Here is a 23,916-nt window from a genome sequence, read left to right on the forward strand (position 1 = left end):
ATAAGCAACACGAAATGACGTATAAGTTAAATTGTTTGGTTTTGGTTCTTCGTATTGTGATTCAGCATTTACGTCATTGGAGAAAAGAAGTAGTCATTAAAATCGTTGCTTTTTTTTAAGTAACAAAAGAAACGCGGTTTCTTAATAAGCAACAACAGGAGGGAATAAAATGGTGTTAGCACCAGATAGAAAAGAATTTTTAGATGGCTTAGCAAAAAAAATTCGCCAGCACATTGTAAGAATGACACACCATGCAGGAAGCGGACATCCAGGAGGTTCATTATCTGCAACTGAATTACTGATGGATCTCTTTTTTGAGCACATGAATGTCGATCCAAATAATCCTGATTGGGAAGAACGCGATGTCTTCTTTTTATCAAAAGGACATTGTACTCCAGTTTACTACTCCGTTTTAGCTGAAAAAGGTTTTTTCCCAGTCGAAGAACTAATGACATTTAGAGATGTAGATGGACGCCTGCATGGTCATCCGTGCGGCGAACATATTCCGGGAGTGGATGCCTCATCAGGTTCACTTGGTCAAGGATTATCTTTAGCAAATGGTGTTGCCTTAGGTGCCAAGCTGGATGGTAAATCCAGACGCTCCTATGTCATGATTGGCGATGGTGAATCTCAAGAAGGTCAAGTATGGGAAGCAGCCATGACAGCAGCCCACTTCAAGCTTGACAATGTTTGCGCCATTATCGACTGGAACAAAATCCAACTGGATGATTATGTTGAAAACGTAAAAGGAATGATGGATTTTGTTGCCAAGTGGGAAGCGTTTGGCTGGCATGTCATTGAAATTGATGGTCATGATTTAGAACAGGTACATGCTGCCTTTGAAGAAGCAAAAACGGTAAAAGGCAAGCCAACAGCGATCCTGGCTCACACGGTTAAAGGTAAAGGAATCTCATTTATGGAGAACACACATAAGTGGCATGGCTTAGCTCCAAATGACGAGGAATTAGAATTGGCATTAAAGGAGTTGGTATAAATGACCGTACAACAAAAAGCACCTCGTGAAGGATTTAGTGAAGCTCTAATAAGGCTTGGACATCAACATGAAGATTTAGTTGTTTTAGATGCAGACTGTGCAAAATCAAATCTTACTAATCTATTTAAAGATCAATTTCCAACGCGGTTCTTTAACGTAGGAATTTCCGAATGTGATTTGGTTGGAACTGCAGCAGGTTTAGCGATTGGCGGCAAAGTTCCTTTTGCGAATGCCTATGCGAACTTCCTAACTGGCCGCGCTTTTGACCAAATGAGAATTTCTGTATGCTATTCCAATAACAATGTTAAGATTGTTGGTCATAATGCTGGTACATCAGCTGCCCAGGAGGGGGCCACCCATTTACCACTTGAAGATATTTCACTGATGCGTTCATTGCCGAGAATGACGGTGATCGTACCTGCTGATTCAGTTGAAATGGAAAAAGCGGTAGAAGCAGCTTATCACTTCGAGGGGCCGGTTTATTTACGGGTTGGAAAGCTTCCGGTACCTATCGTTACAAAGAAAGAAGATCCATTCGAAATTGGCAAAGCGATTAAATACCGTGATGGCGGCGACGTAACACTCATTAGTACAGGAATCATGCTGGATGAAACCTTTAAAGCAGCTGAACAGCTTTCTCAAAAAGGTATTCAGGCAGACGTGCTGCACATTCATACCATTAAACCAATCGATGTTGCAGCCATTGTTAAATCAGCGTCCAAAACAGGCCATGTTGTAACCGTAGAAGAACACTCCATTATTGGCGGTTTAGGAAGTGCTGTTGCTGAGGTGCTTGCTGAAAACCATCCTGTTCCGCTTAAAAGAGTGGGCACACAAGACCGTTTTGGTGTATCCGGAAAAATGCATGAACTTCTTGACTTCTTCCAATTAAGAGCTTCAAGAATTGTCACTGATGTTGAAAAGCTAGTCAATTCTGTTTTAGTGAAATAAGGGAGGGGGAAAACGTGACGATACTATTAGACACGATTTACCAAGAAATCCTAAGCAATGCTTCAACACAAAAAAGTGAAAATCCATTCCGAAAAAAAATTGCTGAAAAGCTTAAGCAATCCAATCATAAGTTTGTTGTTTTGGATGATGATCCTACAGGAGTACAAACCGTCCATGATGTTTATGTCATCACGGACTGGGATAAGAAATGGCTTCGTGAAGGATTAGCTGATGATCGAAATGTTCTCTATGTTTTAACCAATACAAGAAGCTATGACCCTGAAAAAGCAACAGCCATTAATACAGAAATTATTCAAAACTTGGTAGAGGTTTCAAAAGAACTAGATATTTCATTTTCAGTGATCAGCCGCGGTGATTCCACATTGCGAGGACACTATCCGTTAGAAACCTCTGTGATTGAGAAGGTCTTAACAGAAAAATTGAGTTGGGAAGTTTCAGGACATTTGGTTATCCCTGCCTTCTTTGAAGGAAACCGATACACAGTCGAGAACACTCACTATTTATTAGAAGATAAGGTTCTTGTACCAGCCAATGAAACGGAATTTGCCAAGGATTCTGTATTCGGATACTCAACTGCAAATCTCCCTGACTATATCGTTGAAAAATCAGAAGGTTCCTATTCACTTCCAACCATCTTAACGATTACTTTAGATGATATTCGTCAGGGTGGTGTGGATCAAGTCCTTTCGATTCTAAATAGAGCAGCCAATAATGCTCCAATAGTCGTCAATGCTGTTAACTATCAAGATTTGGATATTGTTTCTTTGGCTGTCTTAAAAGCAATCGATCAGGGTAAGCACTTCTTATTCAGAACGGCTGCATCTTTTGTTAATTCAGTAGGCGGGTTTAATCATAAACCCTACCTTGAGGCAAAAGAAATGGTTAATGACCAGTCGATTGAAGGTTATGGCGGATTACTTGTTGTTGGTTCCCATACGAAGAAAACAACCGATCAGCTTTCTGACTTAATGTCTGAAGTCCATGTTAAATCAATCGAGGTTAATGTTGAAAAAATCCTGTCTCCATTTGATCAGAGGGATGAGATTTTAAGAGTTTCTAGTTTACTAGAACAATCGATTGCAAATGGAGAAGATACGGTGGTTTATACAAGCCGAAGTGTGATTAAAGCAGCAAACAAAGAAGATAACTTGAAATATAGTCAAACCATTTCAAACACACTTGTTGAATTAGTCCAATTATTAAAAGTAAGACCAAGATTCATAATGGCAAAGGGTGGAATCACTTCGAGTGATATCGCTACAAGCGGATTGGGAATTAAAAAAGCAAAGATCCTCGGACAGGCAGCAGCTGGTGTACCAGTCTTGCTTACAGGTGAAGAAGCTAGAATTAAGAATACAGCCTATATTGTCTTTCCAGGGAATGTTGGCCAGAAAAATACGATTACCGATATTTTTAAAAAAATAAATCAATTCACTCGTTAAAGGAGAGATCATCATGGTTAAACGAAAAATGACAGCTGCAGAGGCAATCGCGGAGTACCTAGTTCGTAAAGGTGTTGAACATATTTACGGTGTTCCAGGAGCGGCAATTCTTCCATTATATGATGCTATTCGCAATAACACTACTATTGAATCTTACGTCGTTCGTCATGAGCAAACAGGAGCATTTATGGCTGATGGTTACTCAAGAGCAACGGGGAAAGTGGGAGTTTGCGCAGCAACATCCGGTCCTGGCGGAACAAACTTCCTAACTGGTTTATATGGCGCCTATATGGATTCTATTCCAATGATCGCATTTACTGGGCAACAAAGTTCGAGACTACTAGGAACCATGCAGTTCCAAGAAGCACCAATCTGTGAAATGGCGAAACCTGTGTGTAAAGCTGTATATCAACTGCTTGATGGAAAAGATGCTGCAAGAATGATCCACGAAGCTTGGACAGCTGCTACAACTGGAAGAAAGGGTCCTGTTTTAATTGACCTTCCTATCAATACACAAAAAGAATTAGTAGAAGTTGATTGGGATGAATTTGTAGATGAACCGGAAGTTCTGCCACATGCTTCTGAACAAGAAATTGCTGAAGTATTAACCTATTTAAAGGATGCTAAAAAACCAGTTCTTGTTTCTGGCGGCGGTGTAAACCTTGCAAACGCTACTGAAGAATTAAAAGAATTAGCTGAAACCTTACAAATTCCAGTAGTTACGACTGGTATGGGAATGGATACTTTCCCTAACGATCATCCATTATTTGCAGGTCGAATGGGAACCATGCTTGATACACCATATGGTAACATGACCATTCTTGAATCTGATCTGATCATTAACCTTGGCGGCCGTTTTGCAGACCGCAGCACAGGTGCAGTCGACATTTTCAAACGAGATGCCAAAATCATTCATATTAACCTTGATAAAAAAGAGATTGGTAAAACCGTAAAAACGGAACTAGGAATAATGGCAGATGTTAAATCCTTTATGGCGGACTTAGCAAAAGCCTATAGAGAATTAGGGGCTGGAGTTGCAGCCGCTGCAGAAGCCGGTGTTCAAAAGCTTGATTTAACAGAAGAAAGAAAGAAATATGCACGGAAGCAAGACTACGATAATCTTCCAATCCGTCCAGAACGTGCTCTTAAAGAATTACGTGAATTCTTAGATCGTGATGCCTTTATTTCTCATGACTGTGGGATCAGCCAAATTTGGTCTTGCCAATTATTTGAAACTTATGTTCCTCGAACCTATTTATTAACTGGAGGAGCGGGAACGATGGGCTGGGGATTAGGAGCTGCAATGGCTGCCAAGCTGGCATTTCCTGAGCGTCAAGCGGTAAATTTCCTTGGAGATGGAAGCCTGGGTATGTCATTACAAGATATTGCTACTGCCGCTAAACATGATATTCCTGTCATCATTTTCGTATTAAATAATTCATTGCTCGGACTAATCCGCCAACAACAGAACTGGTTTTATAACGAAAGAACCATTTCAACAGATCTTATTTACAAAAATGAGCTTTGTGACAATGAAGAGCGTGGAATTGACTTCGTTAAGACTGCTGAGGGTATGGGTGTCCGCGGTGAGCTTGTTCTTCACTATGATCAAATTAAACCAGCATTGCAGCGTGCAGTAGAGAGCGGAAAACCATATTTAATTGAAGTAGTTGTCGATCCAACTGCCGTTTGTGAATTCTCAAATAATGGATCGTTAACAGGTTTTAAATACTCTAAGTAATCATTCTACTAAAAATATTTACCGGGAGAAAAGGACACATAAGTCCTTTTTTCCCCGTACTGAAAGGGGGAAATCCGGATTTATTCCGGTGCTATTTATGAAAACAGATCTTCAACATTTCATGCAGGTCGGCATTGTACACTTTATGGCATATCCTGAGGCCATGAAAGGTGATGGTCCGATTTCGGAAACAGTGAAAAAAATTGTTACCGATGATTTTTTCTCAGGGATTGAAGTGACAAGAGTTAATGATCCGGCAGAAAGAAGCAAAGTAGCTTCTATTTTGGAATCAGGCAGAATGACAATCGGCTTCGGCGCACAGCCCATTCTTTTAAGCAACAAAGGAGATTTGAACTCGTTTGACCCTGAAAAACGCCAAACGGCTATTAACTTGGTTAAAGGAGCTATCGACCAGGCCTATGAATTAAACGCAGCAAAGCTAGGCTTTTTAAGCGGTCCAAAACCTGAAAAGGATGAGGACAGAGCCCTTCAATTGCTTACGGATTCGATTATCGAACTTTCCCAATATGCAAGAAGTAAAGGAGATCTTGTTCTTTCATTAGAAACTTTTGATGACGAAACCGATAAAAAATGCCTAATCGGCTCCAATCGATTAGCGGTTGAAGTAGCAAAAGAAGTAAGAAAGTTTGACCCTTCATTTGGCTTAATGCTTGATTTAAGCCATCTGCCAATGCAAAGAGAAACCTCAACAGATGCCTTAACGATTGCACGGGACTATATCAATCATGCCCATATCGGTAACTGCTACATCAAAGATAAAAATGATCCTGCCTATGGCGACCAGCATCCGCGTTTTGGTTATCCTGGAAGTGAGAATGATGTGAAGGAATTAACTGAGTACTTAAGAGTTTTATTAGAAATTGGATATATCGGAGAAGGTTCCAGAAATGTTGTTGCATTTGAAGTAAAACCGGTTGGAAATGAATCCTCAGATATTGTTATTGCACAATCTAAGAGAACATTAGTTGAAGCATGGGCTCGTTTATAAACGAGTAGGGACAGTGTATCATGCATTGAATCAAACCGGAGAGAGAAATCACATTCTACAATACACTCATGAGGAATAGATAAAATCGTAGTCTCTAAAAGACTAATAAAAAGTAGTTATCAATCTAGCAGCAAAATTCGATAATTTGCTTTCATCCATTCCTCCTCTGGGTATTGTGGTATAAATATCTATTCTTTAAAGGGGGGTTCTATATGAGAACAATTATTCAAAACGGTACTGTCGTTACATCCGGAAGCGTATTCAAAGCGGATGTAGAAATTCTAGGAAAAACGATTACTTCTATTGCACAAAAAATTAAACCTGAAATCGGAGACTGTCTTATTGATGCTAGTAATCAATACATATTGCCTGGCGGAATAGATGTTCACACCCATCTGGCTTGGCCGTTTCAGAGTACAGGTACGGCGGATGATTTTGTAAGCGGTACCAAAGCGGCTGCAGTTGGCGGAATTACCAGTATTATTAACTTTACGAATCCAAAAAGAGGGGCTTCTTTAATTGATACACAGAAGGAGTGGATTGAAAAAGGGAAATTATCTGCTATTGATTATGGGCTTCATGCGATTATTAATGAATACAGTGATAGAGTCCTAGAGGAATTGCCCATTTTAGCCGAAGAATACGGCGTTAGTTCTATTAAACTGTTTATGGCTTACAAGGGAGAATTGATGGTCAATGACCTTGAAATGTATAAGATTATGAAAAAAGCTGGGGAACTTGGAGTGATTACCAATGTTCACGCAGAAAATGGTGATGTGATTGATGAACTTGTCAAACAGTCCATCGCTGAGGGAAAAACAGACCCGATCTATCATGGATATACCCGCCCGACAATCATGGAGGCCGAAGCTACTGGCAGAGCGCTAGCGATTGCCGAGGCAGCTGATGCCCCTGTTTATATCGTCCATGTCAGCTGTGCAGACGCTTTACAAAAAGTGGACGAAGCGAAGAAACGTGGAGTGAAGGCCTTTGCAGAAACGTGTCCGCATTATTTGGTTCTTGATATTAGTTATTTAGATCTTCCCGACTTTGAAGGGGGCAAATACGTTTGCTCACCTCCACTAAGAGAAAAATGGAATCAGGATGTTTTATGGAATGGTATTCGTAACGGCCTTATTTCTGTGGTGGGGTCGGATCATTGTCCTTTCCAATTTGAAGGCCAAAAAACCCTTGGTAAGGATGATTTCTCTAAGATTCCAAATGGCATGCCAGGTCTTGAAGATATCTTCCCGTTGTTGTATCACTTTGGTGTCCATGAAGGACGAATTTCCCTGCAGAAATTTGTTGAGGCCATCAGTACTGCTCCTGCCGAGCTGTTTGGTCTTTCGAAAAAAGGATCGATTTCCGTCGGCAAGGATGGAGACATCGTCATTTTGGATCCGAACCGTTCAAGAGTGATTAGTGCAGAAACCCAATACCAGAATCTTGATTACAACGCTTATGAAGGCATGGAAGTTCAAGGGGTGATTACTCATGTTTTATCCCGGGGTGAGGTTATTGTAAAGGACGGTCACTTTATTGGGGAACTGGGTCGCGGGAAGTATATACTTCGCGACAGACTACAAAAAACCTCCAGCTTAAATCAGCAAAAGGAAATGCAAGTTTAAAAGCAGAAAACAAATAAAAAGGAGATGAAAATATCATGCCATCAATGCCAGAAGCTTCCATTATGGAAAGAACAGAGGTTCAATTTGATACGAATATCGATGAATCCTTGAAACCCACTTCCCTTGAACATAGGGAATTAAGTCCAGTAAAATTTATGTTTATGTGGCTCGGTGAAGGCGTTAATATGGGAAATATAACGATTGGCTCAAGTTTGTTTGTAGCGGGAGTGGCTACGCTTAACTTTGCCCAAACCCTTGTTGCAACGATTATTGCCCTTGCCATTATCACCACTCTTTTTGTTTTAAATGGAAGACTTGCATACAATACCGGAATTCCTTATGTAGTCCATCTTAGAATGTCTTTCGGTATGAAAGGTGGTATTATCTCCTCCCTTTTGCGCGGAATCCCAGCCATCGTTTGGTACGGCTTCCAAAGCTGGATCGGCGCTACAGCCTTGAATGAAATTGTTAAGGTTTTTACTAGTGGTACCTTTGATAATATTTTTATTAGTTTCTTAGTCCTGCAGGGTGTGCAAATTTTTCTTTCGATGTTCGGTTTCCATGCTATTAAATGGGTGCAAATGGTGACAGGTACGGTTATTATGTTAGCGCTGGCTTATGTTTTTGTCCTTCTTATGACATCCCATAGTGACGTTATGGCTCAGAATTGGGTTCATGTAAAAGGTTCCTGGGGTGTGCCGTTCGTGGCGTCCATCATGGTGATGCTCGGAAATTATGCTGCTCTCTTCTTAAGTGCAGCTGACTATTCAAGAGAGTTGAAATCAGGTATGAGTAAGACAAAACAAAGTTTTGTATATCTTATTCCTCTAATCTTTTCGTACGGCTTTGCCATGATTGTTGGTGCAATGCTCTCTTCCGCAACAGGAATCATTAATCCCGTTAAGGCGTTTGCGGTTGTGGTCAATAATCCTTATATTACTGTTTTTGTCTCATCATTTATTATATTGTCTGCAATTGGAGTAAACTTGGTTGCCAACATTATTTCTCCAGCCTACGTTATAACATTGCTTACAAAAGTAAATTATAAAGTCGCTGTTATTATTACAGGACTGCTTGCAATTTGCGCATTCCCTTGGGTTCTTGTTCAGGATTCATCAGCAAAGGGTCTGGGTTTGTTTATTAGTATCTATTCCGCATTTTTAGGCCCGATTCTTGCCGTATTGTTAGTTGATTATTTCATTTTTAGAAAGCAAAAAATAAATGTGGCAGATTTATACAAAGAAGATGGTCCATTCTCTGGAATTAACCCAAGCGCGGTACTAGCCATGCTCATTGGCGCAGGTGCAGCCTTTATCAAAGTGGATCTAGCATGGATTGTTGGCCTTGTTGTGGGCGGTATCGCCTATTTCCTTCTAACAAAATATGCATTTAAAAATTCATTGTTTAAAAAGGGTACTATATTGGAAACAACCTCAGTAAGATATGAAATTGTAAAAAATACACATAGTAATAATCCCCAACAATAAGTGGTTAGTGGAAATCTTTTCTTCATTTTATTTTAAAAATTAAATTCTGAATATTTTGAATAAAAAAAGAAGCTGATTCATAGATTATGAATCAGCTTCTTTTTTTTAAAGGCTGTGTTAAAGGACATTGTTGATTTTTTAACACAGAGAAACCGCCCTTAAGGTAAGGACGGTTTTTAAATCACCATATTGGCAAACAACTAAAATGCCCGAAGCCTGCTTTTGTTTTATGCTCTGCCGGAAGATCCGAATTCCCGCATTTTGCCGATTACCGTTTCTTTGATGGCATCGCGAGCTGGTCCTAAATAGTTACGTGGATCGTATTCATTTGGTTTTGCTGCCAATACTTCACGAATCACTTTCGCAGATGCGATTCGGTTTTCAGTATTAACGTTGATTTTAGCCGTTCCAAGAGAAATAGATTTTTCAATATCTCTTGTTGGAATACCAGTACCGCCGTGAAGAACTAAAGGTACACCAGTTTGGTTGCCGATATCTTCCATTTCTTTGAATCCAAGATTTGGTTTGCCTTTATATGGGCCATGAACGGAACCTAATGCAGGTGCAAGACAATCGATCCCTGTACGTTTTACAAGTTCAACACACTCTTGAGTGTCAGCATAAAGGATGCTTCCAGAAACATCATCCTCTTGTCCTCCGACTGTTCCTAATTCCGCTTCCACAGAAACTCCTTTTTCGTGAGCGTATTCTACTATTTTCGAAGTAGCCGCTACATTCTGTTCGAATGGGTGGTGGGAAGCGTCAATCATAACAGAAGTGAAGCCTGCATCTATCGCTTCTTTACATTTTTCAAAGCTTGAACCGTGGTCAAGGTGAATCGCCACTGGAACGGTTATATTTAAATCTTCCATTAGGCCCTCTACCATTTTAACAACGGTTTTGAAGCCGGACATATAACGGACGGCCCCTTCAGTCACACCAAGGATAACGGGTGATTTTTCCGCTTCTGCAGCTTGAAGGATCGCTTGGGTAAACTCCAGGTTATTAAGGTTAAATTGCCCAACCGCGTAGCCTTCCGCCTTCGCTTTGTTAAGCATCTCTGTCATGGAAACTAAAGGCACTTCTATTCCTCCTAAAATAATCCTCTTATACAATGATTTCCGGTTTCATATTCTTTCGGGCAACTCCCGTTTTGATAGCGGCTTCTGCTACCGCATTCGTTACTGCATTTGCGACTCTTTTATCAAACGGATGAGGAATTACATAGTTGCGTGTGAGCTCTTCAGGCTCGATTAAATTGGCAATTGCGTACACAGCAGCCAATTTCATTTCTTCATTAATATCAGAAGCATTAACCTGCAGAGCACCTTTAAAGATACCAGGGAAAGCCAGTACATTGTTAACCTGGTTCGGCAGATCAGATCGTCCAGTCCCTACTACTGCCGCACCGGCATAAATTGCCTCATCTGGCATGATTTCAGGTACCGGGTTTGCCATTGCAAAAATAATCGAGTCTTTGTTCATAGTCTTAATCATTTCTTGGGTCAGTGCTCCAGCAGCAGATACGCCAATAAACACGTCTGTTCCTTTGATTACTTCAAATAAAGGGCCTTGAACATTTCCTTTATTAGTCATCTCTGCAATGGAATCTTTCATGGTGTTCATTCCATCCTTGCGTCCCTTATAAATGGCACCCTTTGTGTCACACAAGATAATATCAGATACACCCATACTGATAAGCAGTTTTGTAATGGCAATCCCTGCTGCACCTGCGCCATTGACCAGAACCTTTGTATCCTCAAGGCGTTTGTTGACAACCTTTAACGAGTTAATCAGACCGGCTGCTGTGACAATTGCCGTCCCATGCTGATCATCATGAAAAACCGGGATTTCCATTTCTTTCTTTAGTCTTTCTTCAATAATGAAACAATTCGGTGCTGAAATATCCTCCAAATTGATTCCTCCAAATGTTGGTTCTAACAATTTTACAGTTTGAATAATCTGTTCCGCATCATTCGTATTCAAGCAGATAGGGAAGGCATCCACATCAGCAAAAGCCTTAAATAACGCGGCTTTTCCTTCCATAACTGGCATTGCTGCACCTGGCCCAATATTTCCAAGGCCTAAAACAGCAGATCCGTCGGATACGACTGCAACAAGATTTCCTTTTATGGTATAGTCATAGATTTTTTCAGGGTTTTGATGAATTTCTTTGCAAGGCTCTGCTACTCCTGGAGAATAGACCAAACTTAAATCATCTGTATTTTCTACCGTAACCTTAACACCAACATTTAATTTTCCCTGTGACTGTTTATGAAGTTCCAGCGACATATCCTTCAAATTTCTCATAGCCTTTACCGTCTCCATTCATTTTTTTTTTTTTAGAGAATCACAATTTTATAAACTGTAAGTCTCCGAATTTATAATAAAATTATTGTGGGGGTTATGTTGTTTGTTATTAAGCAACATCGTTTCATTTTTAATATAAAAAGCATACCATGATTACCTATATTATTTCAATAATTTTCAAAAAATTTTTCATCTTTAGAACCGTGGGACGGTTCTCTTGGTTTTTCGTCCTACGTCTGCCACTTTGAGGGATATATCGGCAAATTTTACGATATATCGGTGAATCAATAGAAGACTCTTTTCGTAATCGGAAACCGTCTTGGGCTAGATTAAAAACCGAGGGTCTTTTCTTTTGGTTTGGATTAGGGTGGTAATTAGACCTTGACATTCCATCCGCATATTAGGATAATTTTATTACAATAAATTTCGTAATAAAAGGAATGGTTATGTGAGAACACTAAATTTGACGTTTGAGGAAGCAATCGAAATTTGCAAGGCACTGGGACATGAGCAGCGGATGCAAATTATCCGGATCCTGACCAAAGGTCCGTTGAATGTAAATGAGCTCTCAGAGAAATTAGGTGTTCCCTTCTCCACGGCGGCTGTAAATATCAAGAAACTCGAGGATGCTCAGCTGATTTCTACTGAAATGGTTCCGGGGAGAGGATCACAAAAGGTAAACACGAATCGCTTTGATAAAATTGTCATCACTCTGAAGGATGAAGCCCCCGCAGAAGAAAAAATGTATTCGATTGAAATGCCAATTGGCGAATTTGTCAGCTGTGAAGTCGAGCCTACCTGCGGTCTTCTAAGCGAGGACGGGGTTATTAACATGATTGACGATCCGAGAGCTTTCTATGAACCGGAACGGAAGCGTGCACAGCTGTTATGGTTCCGAAGCGGATTTGTGGAGTATCACTTCCCAAACAGGATTCCTTATGGAGCCGTCGTGGAAGAGCTGAATTTATCCGCAGAATTGTGCTCCGAGGCTCCTTATTATAAGGATGATTGGCCTTCTGATATCACGTGCTGGATCAACGGTAAGGAGGTAGGAGTGTGGATTTCTCCTGGTGATTTTGGCGGAAAAAGGGGATTTCTCACTCCGATGTGGTGGGAAACGAATAATACTCAGTTTGGGCTGTTGAAATCTTGGAAGACCAATAAAGAAGGAAGTTTTATAGATGGTGTGAAAATCTCTGACATCACTATAAATGATTTGGATCTAGAATCAAGACCGTTTGTGGCGGTTAAATTTGGCGTTAAGCAGGATGCCGTTAACAAAGGCGGAATGAACTTGTTTGGCTCTAAATTTGGCAACTATGAACAAGGAATTTTATTAAACATTCGATACGAATAATCCATCTTGCCTCGGCCTCTTTTGGCTGAGGTATTTTTTTATTATAAAAATACTTGAAATATAATGATAAATGATGTAATAATAATATCAACAAGTTTAGTCATCCTTTTGTGAAGGTAGAAGCTTCTGGATTTCTACCAGGATTGACAGGTAGGCATTTATCCGGGGCGGGTAATGATTCTTTTTACCTGAATAAACGTGTGATTTTTATTACAAGTTTTATTATTGTGAATTGACTTTTTTGAAAATTTTGAATAGAATCAACCTATCATACAGGCATACAGTAAGGCGGTGTGGTAAAAAAAACATACTCCTTGGGGGTGATTCTCTCTTGAAGACGATTAAAAAGGTTACCTTGCATGAAATGATCGCAGATGAACTCAAGAGATTCATTAATAAACACCAATTAGGAAGAGGCGATAGACTTCCATCTGTAGCCGAGTTAACGGCCATTTTAGGTGTTGGCAGATCGAGCATTCGCGAAGGTTTGCGTTTCCTTGAGGCGATCGATGTCATTGAGGTGCAAAACGGAAAAGGGATTTTTGTGAAAGATGGTGACTTATTAAGGATAGAAGCAAAAATTGATGTCGAGAAAGAGAAAAATTATTTATTACATATTAGTGAACTGCGAAGAGCTCTAGAAGGAAAGGCTGTGGAATTGGCTTCACAAAGGGCGACAGAGCAGGAGATTATAGAAATGGAACGATTGCTTGATGAAGCAATCGCTTTAAAGGATGCCGGAAGGGATTCATCTATAGTGGATTGGGCTTTCCATAAGGCCATTTATAAGGCTTCCCATAATCCACTTTTAGAAAGTGTTGTTGAATCTGTGATAGATACCTTTTATAGACATTGGAACAAACCTTTCGGAATTGATCATATTTTTGAGGATACTTTCCCGTTCCATCAAACGATGCTAGCGGGAATTAAACAGCGTGACACTGTTTATGCATTACAAGAGTTTAATAAAATTATAGACGTCGTGGAATCTACTGTCCAAACAATAGAAGAGGGTAAAATTAAGGATGGATAGAACATGTTTTAAGCTTCACCATAATGGAGAATCCAACGACATTGTTTTTTTACCTATGAATTTGGAAGCGGTTTCTCTATGGCTTCAAGCGGCTGCAGATGAAAACGATGATTGTTCACATCGGGGCTGCATCATTATTCCGGAATCCAATTAAATGAAATAGTAATAGTTTTCTTTCTCTTCAGCAATGAGAAGAGAGGGGGAATTTTTATCTATACAAAAAACTATTAAACGTAGGGGGATTAAGATGAAGAAAAGAATCACGAAGATTTTTAGTATTGCTTTAATCTTTACCATGGCTCTAGCATTAGCGGCCTGTAGTAGTTCGAAAAGTTCATCTGGTTCAACAAGCAAAGATAGTAAAGAACTTGTATTCTGGAATGTATTTACAGGTCCGGACGGGAAAAACATGCAGAAAATTGTGGATGATTACAATAAAACAAACCCGGAATATAAGGTGAAAAATGTATCGATTACAGCGGACGATATGTATGCGAAAATTCCAACTGTGGTGAATTCCGGCAAAAACATTCCTGATGTAACCATCGTACATGCTGAAAGAATCAAGCAGTTTGTGGACAAAGGGATGTTGACTCCTTATGACGATGTTTTAAGCAATTATCCAGATATTAAAGAAGAAAACTACATTAAGGCAGGTTGGGATATTGGAAATTTAGATGGAAAAAGATACTCGATTCCATTGGATGTACACAGCTTTGTTATGTACTACAACAAAAAATTAGTGGAAAAATATGCTCCACAAGCTTTAGACGATAATATCGTAACCTTTGATGAAATTAAAGCAGCCGGAGATCTTGCTAAAAAAGATGGCATCACTCCAATCGGATTAACTTGGATGAGACCGATCTTCTTATCCCTGTATAATCAAATGGGCGGGGACATCACAAAAGATGGGGAAACACCTACTCTTGATACTCCAGAGGCAGCACAAGCGTTAGAATTCTTAAAGTCACTTGTTGATGAAAAATACACGAACAAAGATGGTCAAGATCCAGCACAGCTCTTTAAATCTGGTAAAGCCATTTTCTACCCTGAAGGAATTTGGATGCAAAATAGCTTAAAAGATATTAAAAATTTGGAGTGGGGCATGACAAACTTCCCGCAGCTTTCAACTGATAAGGTCGTAAACTGGTCTTCTTCCCATCAATTTGTCATGTTCAAAAGCAAAGATCGAGATGATAAGAGAACGCAAGGCGTTATCAAGTTCCTTGATTATGTTAGACAAAACTCCAATCCTTGGGCTGAGGCAGGACAAAACCCTGCATCACTATTAAACGTAAATGATGCCAATGTTCAATCATTGCCGCAAACGTTCTTGCTTAAAGATGAGAAGGAACGGGCAACGTTAAAAATCTTTGATTACAAATACAATGGCTTTGTCGCGGAGCAAATCGACAAGATTGCCGGTGACGCTGCATTTGGAAAAGTGAAGATTTCCGATGCGCTTAAAAAAGGTCAAAAAGCAGTTGAAGATAAAATTGCTCAAGATGAAAAGAAATAATCAGGAATAGCTACATTCATAGATTGTCTTGATAGTTTGCTATAACCAAATGGAGAATTCCCATGAATGAACAGAATGGGAATTCTCCCTCTATTCGAAAAAAAGGATAGGAGTAAAAGCGTATGAATAATCTAGAAGTTAGCAAAGAAACGGCCGTTTCGGTAAATCTTTCATCTGGAAGAAAAATGAGTTTTAAGTTCACTCCACTTATGTACGTTGGGCCTCATTTAGTCCTATTTTTAATCTTCTTCTTAATTCCTACGGTATTTGGTATCTATATTTCTTTTACGAATTGGGACCTTATTAGTTCCCCTGATTTTGTAGGACTCGATAATTATAAGGAAATTCTCTTTAATAAGGACTCTACTTTTTATACGGAGCTTCATACAGGATTAAGCAATACCTTCAAATTTGTATTATACTCTGTCCCGGCCTGTATCATTGTTCCCTTATTGTTAGCAGCTGGTTTACATGCGAAGCCGAAAGGGATGAAGATTTTCCAAGCGTTGTTTTATGTCCCAACCCTGTTCTCGGTTTCAGCTGTCATGATTATTTTTAGTATGCTATTTAACGTTTCTTTCGGACCACTTAATCATTACCTCAAAGTCGATACAAACTGGGCATCGGTTCAGCCCTATGCATGGATGACCTTAGTCGTTGTCACGGTGTGGTGGTGTATTGGTGCCAATATGATTATTTACCAAGCGGCATTAAATGGCATCCCTAAAGATTATTATGAAGCTGCTTCGATCGATGGAGCCGGAAGTATTCAGAAGTTCTTTAGAATTACACTCCCAAGTATCAAAGGCCAGCTTTTATATACGGTCGTCATCACAACGATTGCTCAATTTAACGTCTACGGCCAGCCGCTTATGTTAACAAAAGGCGGACCGGATAGTTCAACCGCCGTTTTATTAATGTATATCAGGCAAGATGCCTTTGGTCAGGGGCAATCCATCGCAGGGATGGCATCGGCTATGGCTGTTATTTTAGGGTTATGCATTATGCTCGTTTCGCTTATCCAATTTTTCTTTTTGAGACAACGAGATTAGGAGGTGCTTTTGATGAAGAAAATTTCAGCTCCCAAAATAGTTTCTTTTCTTTTTCTGCTCATTATGGCTCTAATTTGGATCATCCCGCTGGTTTATTCCTTTTTTACATCCTTTAGACAGGAGGCCGAAATTCAATCAAACGGCTTTACTATCCTGCCGATCCAGTGGGTATTGGTGAATTACCAAGAAATGCTATTTAATAATACAAGTGCACCTGTAGCCAAATGGTTCATGAATTCTTTATTTATCGCCGTATCCCAAACATTAATAGTTCTGATTGTCGTCTCGCTGGCTTCATATGGCTATTCAAGAATGCAGTTCAAGGGAAGAAATGCCTTATTTGTTTTCTTAATGGCGACCATGATGTTTCCTAGTGTTGTCAATCTCATTCCTCTTTATAAAATCATTGACTCCTTTGGATGGGTGAACAGTTATTTAGCTGCAATCGTTCCAGGAGCGGCAGGTGTGTTTAATATCTTTTTGGTTAAACAATTTATGACGGGAATACCGAAGGAATTTGACGAATCGGCCAGAGTCGATGGGGCTTCGGAATTTCAAATTTTCGTTAAGATTATTCTCCCTCTCATAAAGCCAGTATTAACAGTCGTCGCCTTATTTACTTTTACTGGGGCCTGGAATGATTTCTTATGGCCATCGATCGTCTTTAATGATATTGAAAAAATGCCAATTACTCCTGGTTTACAGTTACTCCAGGGGATGTACCAGGCGGATATCGGGCATGCGCTCGCTTCTGCTCTCATCGCGCTGATCCCGACCTTTATCTTGTATCTATTTACACAGAAATACTTTTTGGAATCCCTTTCTTTATCCTCAGGTGTAAAGGGATAGAAGAAAATATGGTATCCACAGTAAAGGAGGTCCATTTGTGAATAGAAAACTAGAAAGAAAACTTATCTTCATCGGTGCTATATGGGAAATGATGACGGGGTTTATTACGATTTTCTTCTATGCTTCTTCTTTAAAAAAGCAAGGACTAGGTATGAAAGAAACATCGTTCGCTAAGGTGGAAGCTATACAGTCGCTATTTGGCAGTTTATATATGTTTACCGTTACCTTTGGCATGCTATTTATGGCTATAGGTTTGATTAACTTTTTTATCGCAAAAAATTTAAAGGACCATAAGATTACGGTTAAGGTGCCGATTTGGCTGCTCTGTGTCGGACTGGCTTCTTACTTCCTGATGGATCTTCTAAGTTCATTGATGTTTTTGTCCGCAGGAATTTTAACCCTGGCAAAAAATAAATCAATTGCGAAATTGGAAAACTATCATTCGGAAATTCTTGGGTAAAAATCAGCTTTTAAAAACATGTAAAAAAGGGGATGTAAGAGAAAATGACTGTAACCATTAAAAATGTACGAAGTGAATATCCAAGACCACAGTTTATTCGAAAGGATTGGATCAACCTCAATGGTGAGTGGGAGTTCCAATTTGATGATGCGAATGTTGGGGAAAAGGAAAAATGGTATCAAAACACGCCCCCTTCTAAGACAACAGACACAACCTTCTCTAAGTCGATTCAGGTTCCGTTTACCTATGAAACGGATGCCAGCGGGATTGGCGAAAAGGAATTTCACCCGATCATTTGGTATCGGAAAACGATCACCAACATCCAGCGCGAAAATAAACGCACGATTTTACATTTTCAAGCATCGGATTTTACGACAAAGGTATGGGTGGATGGCGTGTTTGCCGGTCAACACGAGGGAGGGTACTCTGCATTCTCTTTGGATATTACCGATAAACTTCAGCTGACTAATGAACATACGATTGTCGTGAAGGTCGAGGACAGCCAAAGCTGTCATCAGCCAAGAGGAAAACAGCGCTGGACGGATGAAAATTTCGGCTGTTGGTATGTACAAACAACGGGCATTTGGCAAACGGTATGGATCGAGTTTATTCCCGAGGTTTCCTTGAAACGGGTAAAAATGACGCCTGATATTGATACGAATTCCATTGATATGGAGTTTACGGTCAATGTTCCTTCATCCGAGGAAGTAATGGTTGAAACGATCATCTCTTTTGATAAACAGATTGTTAGAAAAGCAAATATCTTTATGGATCGTGAGCAAGTAAAGCTGAATTTGAACTTGCTTCATGAATTCCATGACTGGAAACTGCAATTATGGTCACCTGAGCATCCAAATTTATATGATGTTACCTTCAAACTCTATCAAGACGGTGTGTTACTCGATGAAGTAGATTCCTATTTTGGTATGAGAAAAATCTCTACATACAAGGGGAATGTATTATTAAATAATGCACCTGTGTATCAAAAGTTAATTTTAGATCAAGGCTACTGGACGGAATCCCATTTGACTCCGCCTTCTGATGCAGCGCTTGTGAAAGACATCGAATTAATCAAAGAGATGGGCTATAACGGTGTCCGTAAACATCAAAAAATAGAAGATCCGCGCTTCTATTATTGGTGTGATAAAAAAGGATTGCTCGTATGGGCGGAAATGCCATCTACTTATGAGTATTCGGACAATGCCGTGGAACATTTTTCGAAAGAGTGGCTCGAAATCGTGAACCAATTCTACAATCATCCTTCGATTGTGACTTGGGTGCCGTTTAATGAATCCTGGGGCATCCGAAATGTCTTCAAGGATAAATCGCAGCAGCGCTTTACGGAAGGGATTTATTATTTGACAAAAGCGGTGGACCCGATGCGCTTGGTTATTGTCAATGATGGCTGGGAACATACGGTGTCCGACATTATTACCTTACATGATTATGAATCTAGCGGTGAGAGGTTTTCTGCTAGATATCAAGATAAAGACCAAATTACGGGCAATGTGGTTGCTCATAATAAGGATAAGTTTTGTATGGCTGAAGGCTATGAATATAAGGGACAGCCGATTCTAATTAGTGAATTTGGCGGAGTGGCTTTTGCGTCAAAGGATGGCTGGGGTTATGGCGACCAGGTAAACTCCGAACAAGAGTTTTTTGCCCGTGTCGGAAAAATCACGCGTGCTGTCCAAGACACGCCGTATGTTTGTGGTTATTGTTATACACAATTAACAGATGTCCAGCAGGAAGTGAATGGTTTCCTTACTGAGGCAAGGGAACCGAAGGTAAGTCTTGAAAAAATAAGAGAATTAAATAGATGATAACAGTTGTTTTCCTTCTATTTATATAGACTTTCTTACCGTCCGGCATTAGGATGTCGGGCGGTAAATTCTTTTTAAAGCATGAGGAGAGGAACTACATGAATTTCAGACCAGAATATCCAAGACCGCAATTCGTAAGAAAACAATGGTTAAATTTAAACGGAGAATGGGATTTCGCGTTTGATGATGAAAATGTAGGAGCAGCGGAAAAGTGGTTTCAAAAGGATCATCCCTTTGATCAAAAAATCATGGTTCCGTTTGCTTATCAATCAAAGTTAAGCGGAATACAGGACCCAACATTCCATGATCATGTTTGGTACCGCCGTGATTTTACGGTACCCAATGACTGGGGTAATCAGCGAGTCATACTTCATTTTGGAGCAGTAGACTACCGGGCATGGATTTATGTGAATGGTCAGTATGCAGGCTTCCATGAGGGCGGCCACGTGTCCTTTTCCTTCGATATAACGGATTATTTAACGAGAGGAACCGAAACGGTTGTTGTGAGAGTGGAGGATCCCTCAACAGATGAAACGATCCCTAGAGGGAAGCAAATCTGGGAGGAAAAATCGAAAGCGATTTGGTACACACGGACGACAGGTATTTGGCAAACGGTATGGCTCGAGCCTGTTAGTCCAACCAGTATTTCTAAGTTAAGGTTAACACCTGATATAGATCGTGGAGATATAGTAGTGGAGTTTGATGTTTTGGGTGATTTTCTTGACAAGAAGGTGGACATTGAAATTCTTTTCAAGGGTGAGAAAATCGCTCATGATTCCCTTGAGGTATTTGAATGCTATAATAAGCGCTCTATTAATCTATATAATAAGAAGATTTTCAGAACAGCTTTCCATAATACGGGCTGGAATTGGTCGCCGGAGAACCCTAATTTATTTGATATCAAGATTACGTTAATAGATGAGGCAAATCAGGTGACCTTAGATGAAGTGGACTCTTACTTTGGTATGCGAAAGATTCACCGAGAAAATGGAATGGTTTATTTAAATAACAAACCTTATTATCAAAAATTAGTTCTTGATCAAGGGTATTGGCCAGAAGGGTTATTAACAGCCCCTTCCGATGAGGATTTGAAAAAGGATATTGAATTGGCTTTAGAAATGGGCTTCAACGGCTGCAGAAAGCATCAAAAAGTAGAGGACCCGCGTTTTCTTTATTGGGCTGATCACTTAGGTTTCTTCGTTTGGGGAGAATGTGCGGCATCTCCCTCCTATAGTGAGGATGCGGCGGCAAGATTGACAAAAGAATGGATTGAAATTGTTGAACGGGATTATAACCATCCCTCCCTGGTTGCGTGGGTTCCCGTGAACGAAAGCTGGGGAGTGCCGTTTATAAAAGGGAACAAGCAGCAGCAGCATCATTCTTTGGCAATGTTCCATCTTATCCATTCACTTGATTCGACTCGTTTAGTGATCTCCAATGACGGCTGGGAGCTGACCGAAACTGATATTTGCGCCATTCACAATTATAGTCACGGGTCAAACGAGGAAAAGGCAAAATATGAAGCGTTTAAGGAAACGTTAGCGACAAAAGAATCGCTGCTCACCTCCAAACCATCCGGCCATGGAGTCTATGCTGACGGATTTCATCATAAAGGAGAACCGATTCTTTTAACAGAGTTTGGCGGGATTGGATTCAAAGTCGGTGAAGAAAACGGGTGGGGTTATACATCTGTGAAAAATGTAGAAGAGTTCCTTGCGGATTATCGCCGGGTAATGGAAGCCGTCTATGCTTCGAACGTTTTGCATGGTTTCTGTTATACGCAGTTAACAGATGTAGAACAAGAGATAAACGGATTATTGACTTATACTAGAGAGGCAAAGTGTGAGTTAGCAAAAATAAAAGAAATTAATGATATGTGGCATTCCACTACCGTGAAAGCTTAAATTCACATCTGCCTAAAAACTGCATCTATGACCATTCATTAAAGTCCTTTCTTAAAAGATTGTTTTGAAACTATTTATCTATAGTGTTCGAAATTCTTTTGAGAAGGGATGTTTTTGTTTTTAACACTATTGGAAGAAGTGGAGAGATGACCATGATCAATGTTGCCTTATTAAGTAAATGGCATGTCCATGCAGAGGACTATGCACGTCAGGCTGAAAATAGTAAAGACCTAATGATTCGACTCGTTTGGGACGAAAATCGTGAGCGTGGACAAAAATGGGCGGAAGAGCTGGGAGTTCCGTTTGAACGTGATTTAGAAGTGGTTTTATCGAATCCTGAAATTGATGCAGTGATTGTTTCTACTCCGACGAATCTACATACCGAAGTCATTTTAGCAGCGGCCAAACACAAAAAGCATATTTTTATGGAAAAAGTATTAGCGTTCAACAGCAAAGAGGTAAATGACATTTTTGCTGCTGTGGAAGAAGCGAACGTTCAATTAATGGTTTCTTTACCTCGATTGACAGAGTCGTATTACTTATATGCACAAGATGTCGTAGACAAAGGGCTGCTTGGAAGGCTGACCACGGTGCGCTGCCGTCTGGCTCATAATGGAGCGGTTTCAACGGATGAACATCCGAAGGGCTGGCTTCCTGAGCACTTTTTCAATCGTGAACAATGTGGCGGAGGAGCCTTAATCGACTTAGGGGCACATCCTATCTATCTTACAAATCGTCTAGCTGGGGAAGTGGAAGCCGTTACGGCGAGATTACAAAACACTCAAGGCGATGAGGTGGACGATAATGCTGTTGTCCTTGTGGAATACAAGTCAGGGGCATTAGGAATCATTGAAACTGGTTTTCTTTCAGCAGGAAGTCCGTTTCAGCTGGAGCTTTATGGCACAGAAGGTACCTTGTTAATTGAGGATGATCAAATCCGAATCAAAAGTGTTCATTTGGATAAGAAGAGCTGGATAGAGCCCAAGGAATTGCCGGACTCCCTTCCGATGCCGATGGAACAATGGGTTCGTGCGATCCAAGATGGAACGGTATCTGCCATCACAAATCAAGATGTCTGTCAGTTAACGTTGATCAATCAAGCGGCAGTCCTTTCTACTAAAGAAGGGAGAAGGGTTGAACTGACTGAGATTAAATAATTCATTTATAGTAGGAGGGAAAAAAGATGAGTAAGAAAGTAAAAGTAGCGATTATTGGCTGTGGAGGCATTGCCACTGGAAAACATTTGCCCAGCTTAGCAAAATTAAAAAACGTTGAATTGGCAGCTTTTTGTGATGTTCTTTTGGATAGAGCCGAAAAAGCAGCTCGGGAGTACGGAGTTGAAAAGGCCAAAGTTTACGACAATTATCGAGAGCTGCTTCAGGATGACTCGATTGATGTGGTGCACGTGCTTACTCCAAACGATTCCCATGCTGAAATTTCGATTGCCGCCCTGGATTCCGGTAAACATGTCATGTGTGAAAAACCGATGGCTAAGACGGCAGCGGAAGCACGGCAAATGTCAGAGGCGGCTAAACGTTCGGGTAAAAAATTAACAATTGGATATAACAATCGTTTCCGTCCGGACAGCCAGTATTTACATCAGGTATGTGAACGCGGTGAACTTGGCGAGATTTATTTTGCGAAAGCACATGCGATTCGCCGCCGGGCCGTACCTACCTGGGGAGTTTTTCTTGATGAAGAAAAGCAAGGCGGCGGTCCATTAATTGATATTGGGACACATGCTCTTGATTTAACCTTATGGATGATGAACAACTATAAGCCGAAATCTGTAATGGGTACGACGTATCATAAATTAAGTCAGAAGAAAGATGCCGCGAATGCTTGGGGATCTTGGAATCCTGAAAAGTTCACTGTAGAAGATTCTGCCTTTGGTTTTATTACAATGGAAAATGGCGCAACAATTGTTTTAGAGTCCAGCTGGGCCCTCAATTCGCTCGAAGTAGACGAAGCGAAATGCTCACTAAGTGGTACGGAAGGGGGAGCAGATATGAAGGATGGCTTACGTATCCACGGAGAGAAGTACGGTAAATTATACACGACGAATGTAGAATTGAATGCTGGCGGTGTGGCTTTCTATGATGGAAAACAAGAAGGTGATGCGGATCTGGAAGCTCGTTTATGGATTGAGAGTATTGTTAATGATACCGAACCGCTTGTAAAACCTGAGGAAGCGCTCGTTGTAACGGAAATCTTAGAGGCAATCTATGAATCTGCCAAAACGGGGAAAGCTGTTTATTTTGAGGAGAAAAGCTTGGTTCAAGGGTTGAAGATGTAGTTGGAAGTGCTGTTCTGTAAAAATGATTATAGGAGCT

The 23,916-nt window shown here is 40.3% G+C and carries 20 protein-coding genes; 18 read left to right on the forward strand and 2 right to left on the reverse strand.

The genetic code is table 11. The annotated features are described in order from the left end of the window. Positions 1-169 precede the first annotated feature (169 nt). The 7 genes from AC59HZ_RS26795 (at position 170) to AC59HZ_RS26825 (ending at position 9,273) form a co-directional block, all read left to right on the forward strand. Entirely contained in the window at positions 170-994 is an 825-nt protein-coding gene (locus AC59HZ_RS26795; RefSeq protein WP_496548816.1) for a transketolase, read from the forward strand. Further along, entirely contained in the window at positions 995-1,945 is a 951-nt protein-coding gene (locus tag AC59HZ_RS26800; RefSeq protein WP_496548817.1) for a transketolase family protein, read from the forward strand. 14 nt (positions 1,946-1,959) lie between these two features. Next, positions 1,960-3,408, forward strand: coding sequence for a four-carbon acid sugar kinase family protein (locus tag AC59HZ_RS26805; protein WP_496548818.1), 1,449 nt, complete (start codon positions 1,960-1,962; stop codon positions 3,406-3,408). A gap of 13 nt (positions 3,409-3,421) precedes the next feature. Continuing rightward, on the forward strand, positions 3,422-5,149 hold the full coding sequence (locus AC59HZ_RS26810; RefSeq protein ID WP_496548819.1) for a thiamine pyrophosphate-binding protein: 1,728 nt from the start codon (positions 3,422-3,424) through the stop codon (positions 5,147-5,149). Between the two features lie 97 nt (positions 5,150-5,246). Next, positions 5,247-6,158: a sugar phosphate isomerase/epimerase family protein gene (locus AC59HZ_RS26815; RefSeq protein ID WP_496548820.1), complete on the forward strand. Its 912-nt coding sequence runs from the start codon at positions 5,247-5,249 to the stop codon at positions 6,156-6,158. Between the two features lie 212 nt (positions 6,159-6,370). Next, on the forward strand, positions 6,371-7,786 hold the full coding sequence (gene hydA / locus AC59HZ_RS26820) for a dihydropyrimidinase (RefSeq protein WP_496548821.1): 1,416 nt from the start codon (positions 6,371-6,373) through the stop codon (positions 7,784-7,786). Positions 7,787-7,821: 35 nt separating this feature from the next. Continuing rightward, on the forward strand, positions 7,822-9,273 hold the full coding sequence (locus AC59HZ_RS26825) for an NCS1 family transporter (protein ID WP_496548822.1): 1,452 nt from the start codon (positions 7,822-7,824) through the stop codon (positions 9,271-9,273). A gap of 227 nt (positions 9,274-9,500) precedes the next feature. Here AC59HZ_RS26825 and AC59HZ_RS26830 read toward each other — a convergent pair whose 3' ends face one another. Together AC59HZ_RS26830 and AC59HZ_RS26835 are read right to left on the reverse strand one after the other, a co-directional pair. Further along, on the reverse strand, positions 9,501-10,355 hold the full coding sequence (locus AC59HZ_RS26830) for a class II fructose-bisphosphate aldolase (RefSeq protein WP_496548823.1): 855 nt from the start codon (positions 10,353-10,355) through the stop codon (positions 9,501-9,503). Positions 10,356-10,380: 25 nt separating this feature from the next. Then, the gene (locus tag AC59HZ_RS26835) at positions 10,381-11,583 is read right to left on the reverse strand and encodes an NAD(P)-dependent malic enzyme (RefSeq protein ID WP_496548824.1); all 1,203 of its coding nucleotides are present in this window, start codon (positions 11,581-11,583) and stop codon (positions 10,381-10,383) included. Positions 11,584-12,031: 448 nt separating this feature from the next. On the opposite strand from AC59HZ_RS26835, the gene AC59HZ_RS26840 reads away from it, so the two are divergent. The 11 genes from AC59HZ_RS26840 to AC59HZ_RS26890 all read left to right on the forward strand — a co-directional run bounded on the left by AC59HZ_RS26840 (position 12,032) and on the right by AC59HZ_RS26890 (position 23,879). Continuing rightward, positions 12,032-12,940, forward strand: coding sequence for an ArsR/SmtB family transcription factor (locus AC59HZ_RS26840; RefSeq protein ID WP_496548825.1), 909 nt, complete (start codon positions 12,032-12,034; stop codon positions 12,938-12,940). 331 nt (positions 12,941-13,271) lie between these two features. Beyond that, positions 13,272-13,973 carry a FadR/GntR family transcriptional regulator gene (locus AC59HZ_RS26845; RefSeq protein WP_496548826.1) on the forward strand — a complete coding sequence of 234 codons (702 nt, stop codon included), beginning with the start codon at positions 13,272-13,274 and terminating at the stop codon, positions 13,971-13,973. Continuing rightward, complete coding sequence (locus AC59HZ_RS26850; RefSeq protein ID WP_496548827.1) at positions 13,966-14,127, forward strand: hypothetical protein; 162 nt, start codon at positions 13,966-13,968, stop codon at positions 14,125-14,127. The genes AC59HZ_RS26845 and AC59HZ_RS26850 overlap by 8 nt, the downstream gene beginning before the upstream one ends. A 93-nt stretch (positions 14,128-14,220) precedes the next feature. Next, positions 14,221-15,495, forward strand: a complete 1,275-nt coding sequence (locus AC59HZ_RS26855) for an extracellular solute-binding protein (protein ID WP_496548828.1) — start codon at positions 14,221-14,223, stop codon at positions 15,493-15,495. A 185-nt stretch (positions 15,496-15,680) separates the two neighbouring features. Next, complete coding sequence (locus tag AC59HZ_RS26860; RefSeq protein WP_496548870.1) at positions 15,681-16,547, forward strand: carbohydrate ABC transporter permease; 867 nt, start codon at positions 15,681-15,683, stop codon at positions 16,545-16,547. A 12-nt stretch (positions 16,548-16,559) separates the two neighbouring features. Continuing rightward, the gene (locus AC59HZ_RS26865) at positions 16,560-17,396 is read left to right on the forward strand and encodes a carbohydrate ABC transporter permease (RefSeq protein ID WP_496548829.1); all 837 of its coding nucleotides are present in this window, start codon (positions 16,560-16,562) and stop codon (positions 17,394-17,396) included. A gap of 37 nt (positions 17,397-17,433) precedes the next feature. After that, positions 17,434-17,856 (forward strand): hypothetical protein, encoded by a 423-nt coding sequence (locus AC59HZ_RS26870; RefSeq protein WP_496548830.1) that lies wholly within the window; start codon positions 17,434-17,436, stop codon positions 17,854-17,856. A gap of 44 nt (positions 17,857-17,900) precedes the next feature. Next, positions 17,901-19,679: a glycoside hydrolase family 2 protein gene (locus AC59HZ_RS26875; RefSeq protein ID WP_496548831.1), complete on the forward strand. Its 1,779-nt coding sequence runs from the start codon at positions 17,901-17,903 to the stop codon at positions 19,677-19,679. A gap of 98 nt (positions 19,680-19,777) precedes the next feature. Then, positions 19,778-21,583, forward strand: a complete 1,806-nt coding sequence (locus AC59HZ_RS26880) for a glycoside hydrolase family 2 protein (protein ID WP_496548832.1) — start codon at positions 19,778-19,780, stop codon at positions 21,581-21,583. A 146-nt stretch (positions 21,584-21,729) separates the two neighbouring features. After that, the gene (locus tag AC59HZ_RS26885; RefSeq protein ID WP_496548833.1) at positions 21,730-22,740 is read left to right on the forward strand and encodes a Gfo/Idh/MocA family protein; all 1,011 of its coding nucleotides are present in this window, start codon (positions 21,730-21,732) and stop codon (positions 22,738-22,740) included. Positions 22,741-22,766: 26 nt separating this feature from the next. Continuing rightward, complete coding sequence (locus AC59HZ_RS26890) at positions 22,767-23,879, forward strand: Gfo/Idh/MocA family protein (protein ID WP_496548834.1); 1,113 nt, start codon at positions 22,767-22,769, stop codon at positions 23,877-23,879. The last annotated feature ends 37 nt before the right edge of the window (positions 23,880-23,916 follow it).

It is taken from the genome of Neobacillus sp. DZ-9 (assembly GCF_059587065.1).

Coding starts and splice junctions, on each gene's coding strand:
- AC59HZ_RS26855 (WP_496548828.1), top strand. CDS start 14,221: ATGAAGAAAAGAATCACGAAGATTTTTAGTATTGCTTTAATCTTTACC.
- AC59HZ_RS26815 (WP_496548820.1), top strand. CDS start 5,247: ATGAAAACAGATCTTCAACATTTCATGCAGGTCGGCATTGTACACTTT.
- AC59HZ_RS26795 (WP_496548816.1), top strand. CDS start 170: ATGGTGTTAGCACCAGATAGAAAAGAATTTTTAGATGGCTTAGCAAAA.
- AC59HZ_RS26890 (WP_496548834.1), top strand. CDS start 22,767: ATGAGTAAGAAAGTAAAAGTAGCGATTATTGGCTGTGGAGGCATTGCC.
- AC59HZ_RS26860 (WP_496548870.1), top strand. CDS start 15,681: ATGAGTTTTAAGTTCACTCCACTTATGTACGTTGGGCCTCATTTAGTC.
- AC59HZ_RS26875 (WP_496548831.1), top strand. CDS start 17,901: ATGACTGTAACCATTAAAAATGTACGAAGTGAATATCCAAGACCACAG.
- AC59HZ_RS26835 (WP_496548824.1), bottom strand. CDS start 11,583: ATGAGAAATTTGAAGGATATGTCGCTGGAACTTCATAAACAGTCACAG.
- AC59HZ_RS26880 (WP_496548832.1), top strand. CDS start 19,778: ATGAATTTCAGACCAGAATATCCAAGACCGCAATTCGTAAGAAAACAA.
- AC59HZ_RS26810 (WP_496548819.1), top strand. CDS start 3,422: ATGGTTAAACGAAAAATGACAGCTGCAGAGGCAATCGCGGAGTACCTA.
- AC59HZ_RS26885 (WP_496548833.1), top strand. CDS start 21,730: ATGACCATGATCAATGTTGCCTTATTAAGTAAATGGCATGTCCATGCA.
- AC59HZ_RS26825 (WP_496548822.1), top strand. CDS start 7,822: ATGCCATCAATGCCAGAAGCTTCCATTATGGAAAGAACAGAGGTTCAA.
- AC59HZ_RS26850 (WP_496548827.1), top strand. CDS start 13,966: ATGGATAGAACATGTTTTAAGCTTCACCATAATGGAGAATCCAACGAC.
- hydA (WP_496548821.1), top strand. CDS start 6,371: ATGAGAACAATTATTCAAAACGGTACTGTCGTTACATCCGGAAGCGTA.
- AC59HZ_RS26865 (WP_496548829.1), top strand. CDS start 16,560: ATGAAGAAAATTTCAGCTCCCAAAATAGTTTCTTTTCTTTTTCTGCTC.
- AC59HZ_RS26800 (WP_496548817.1), top strand. CDS start 995: ATGACCGTACAACAAAAAGCACCTCGTGAAGGATTTAGTGAAGCTCTA.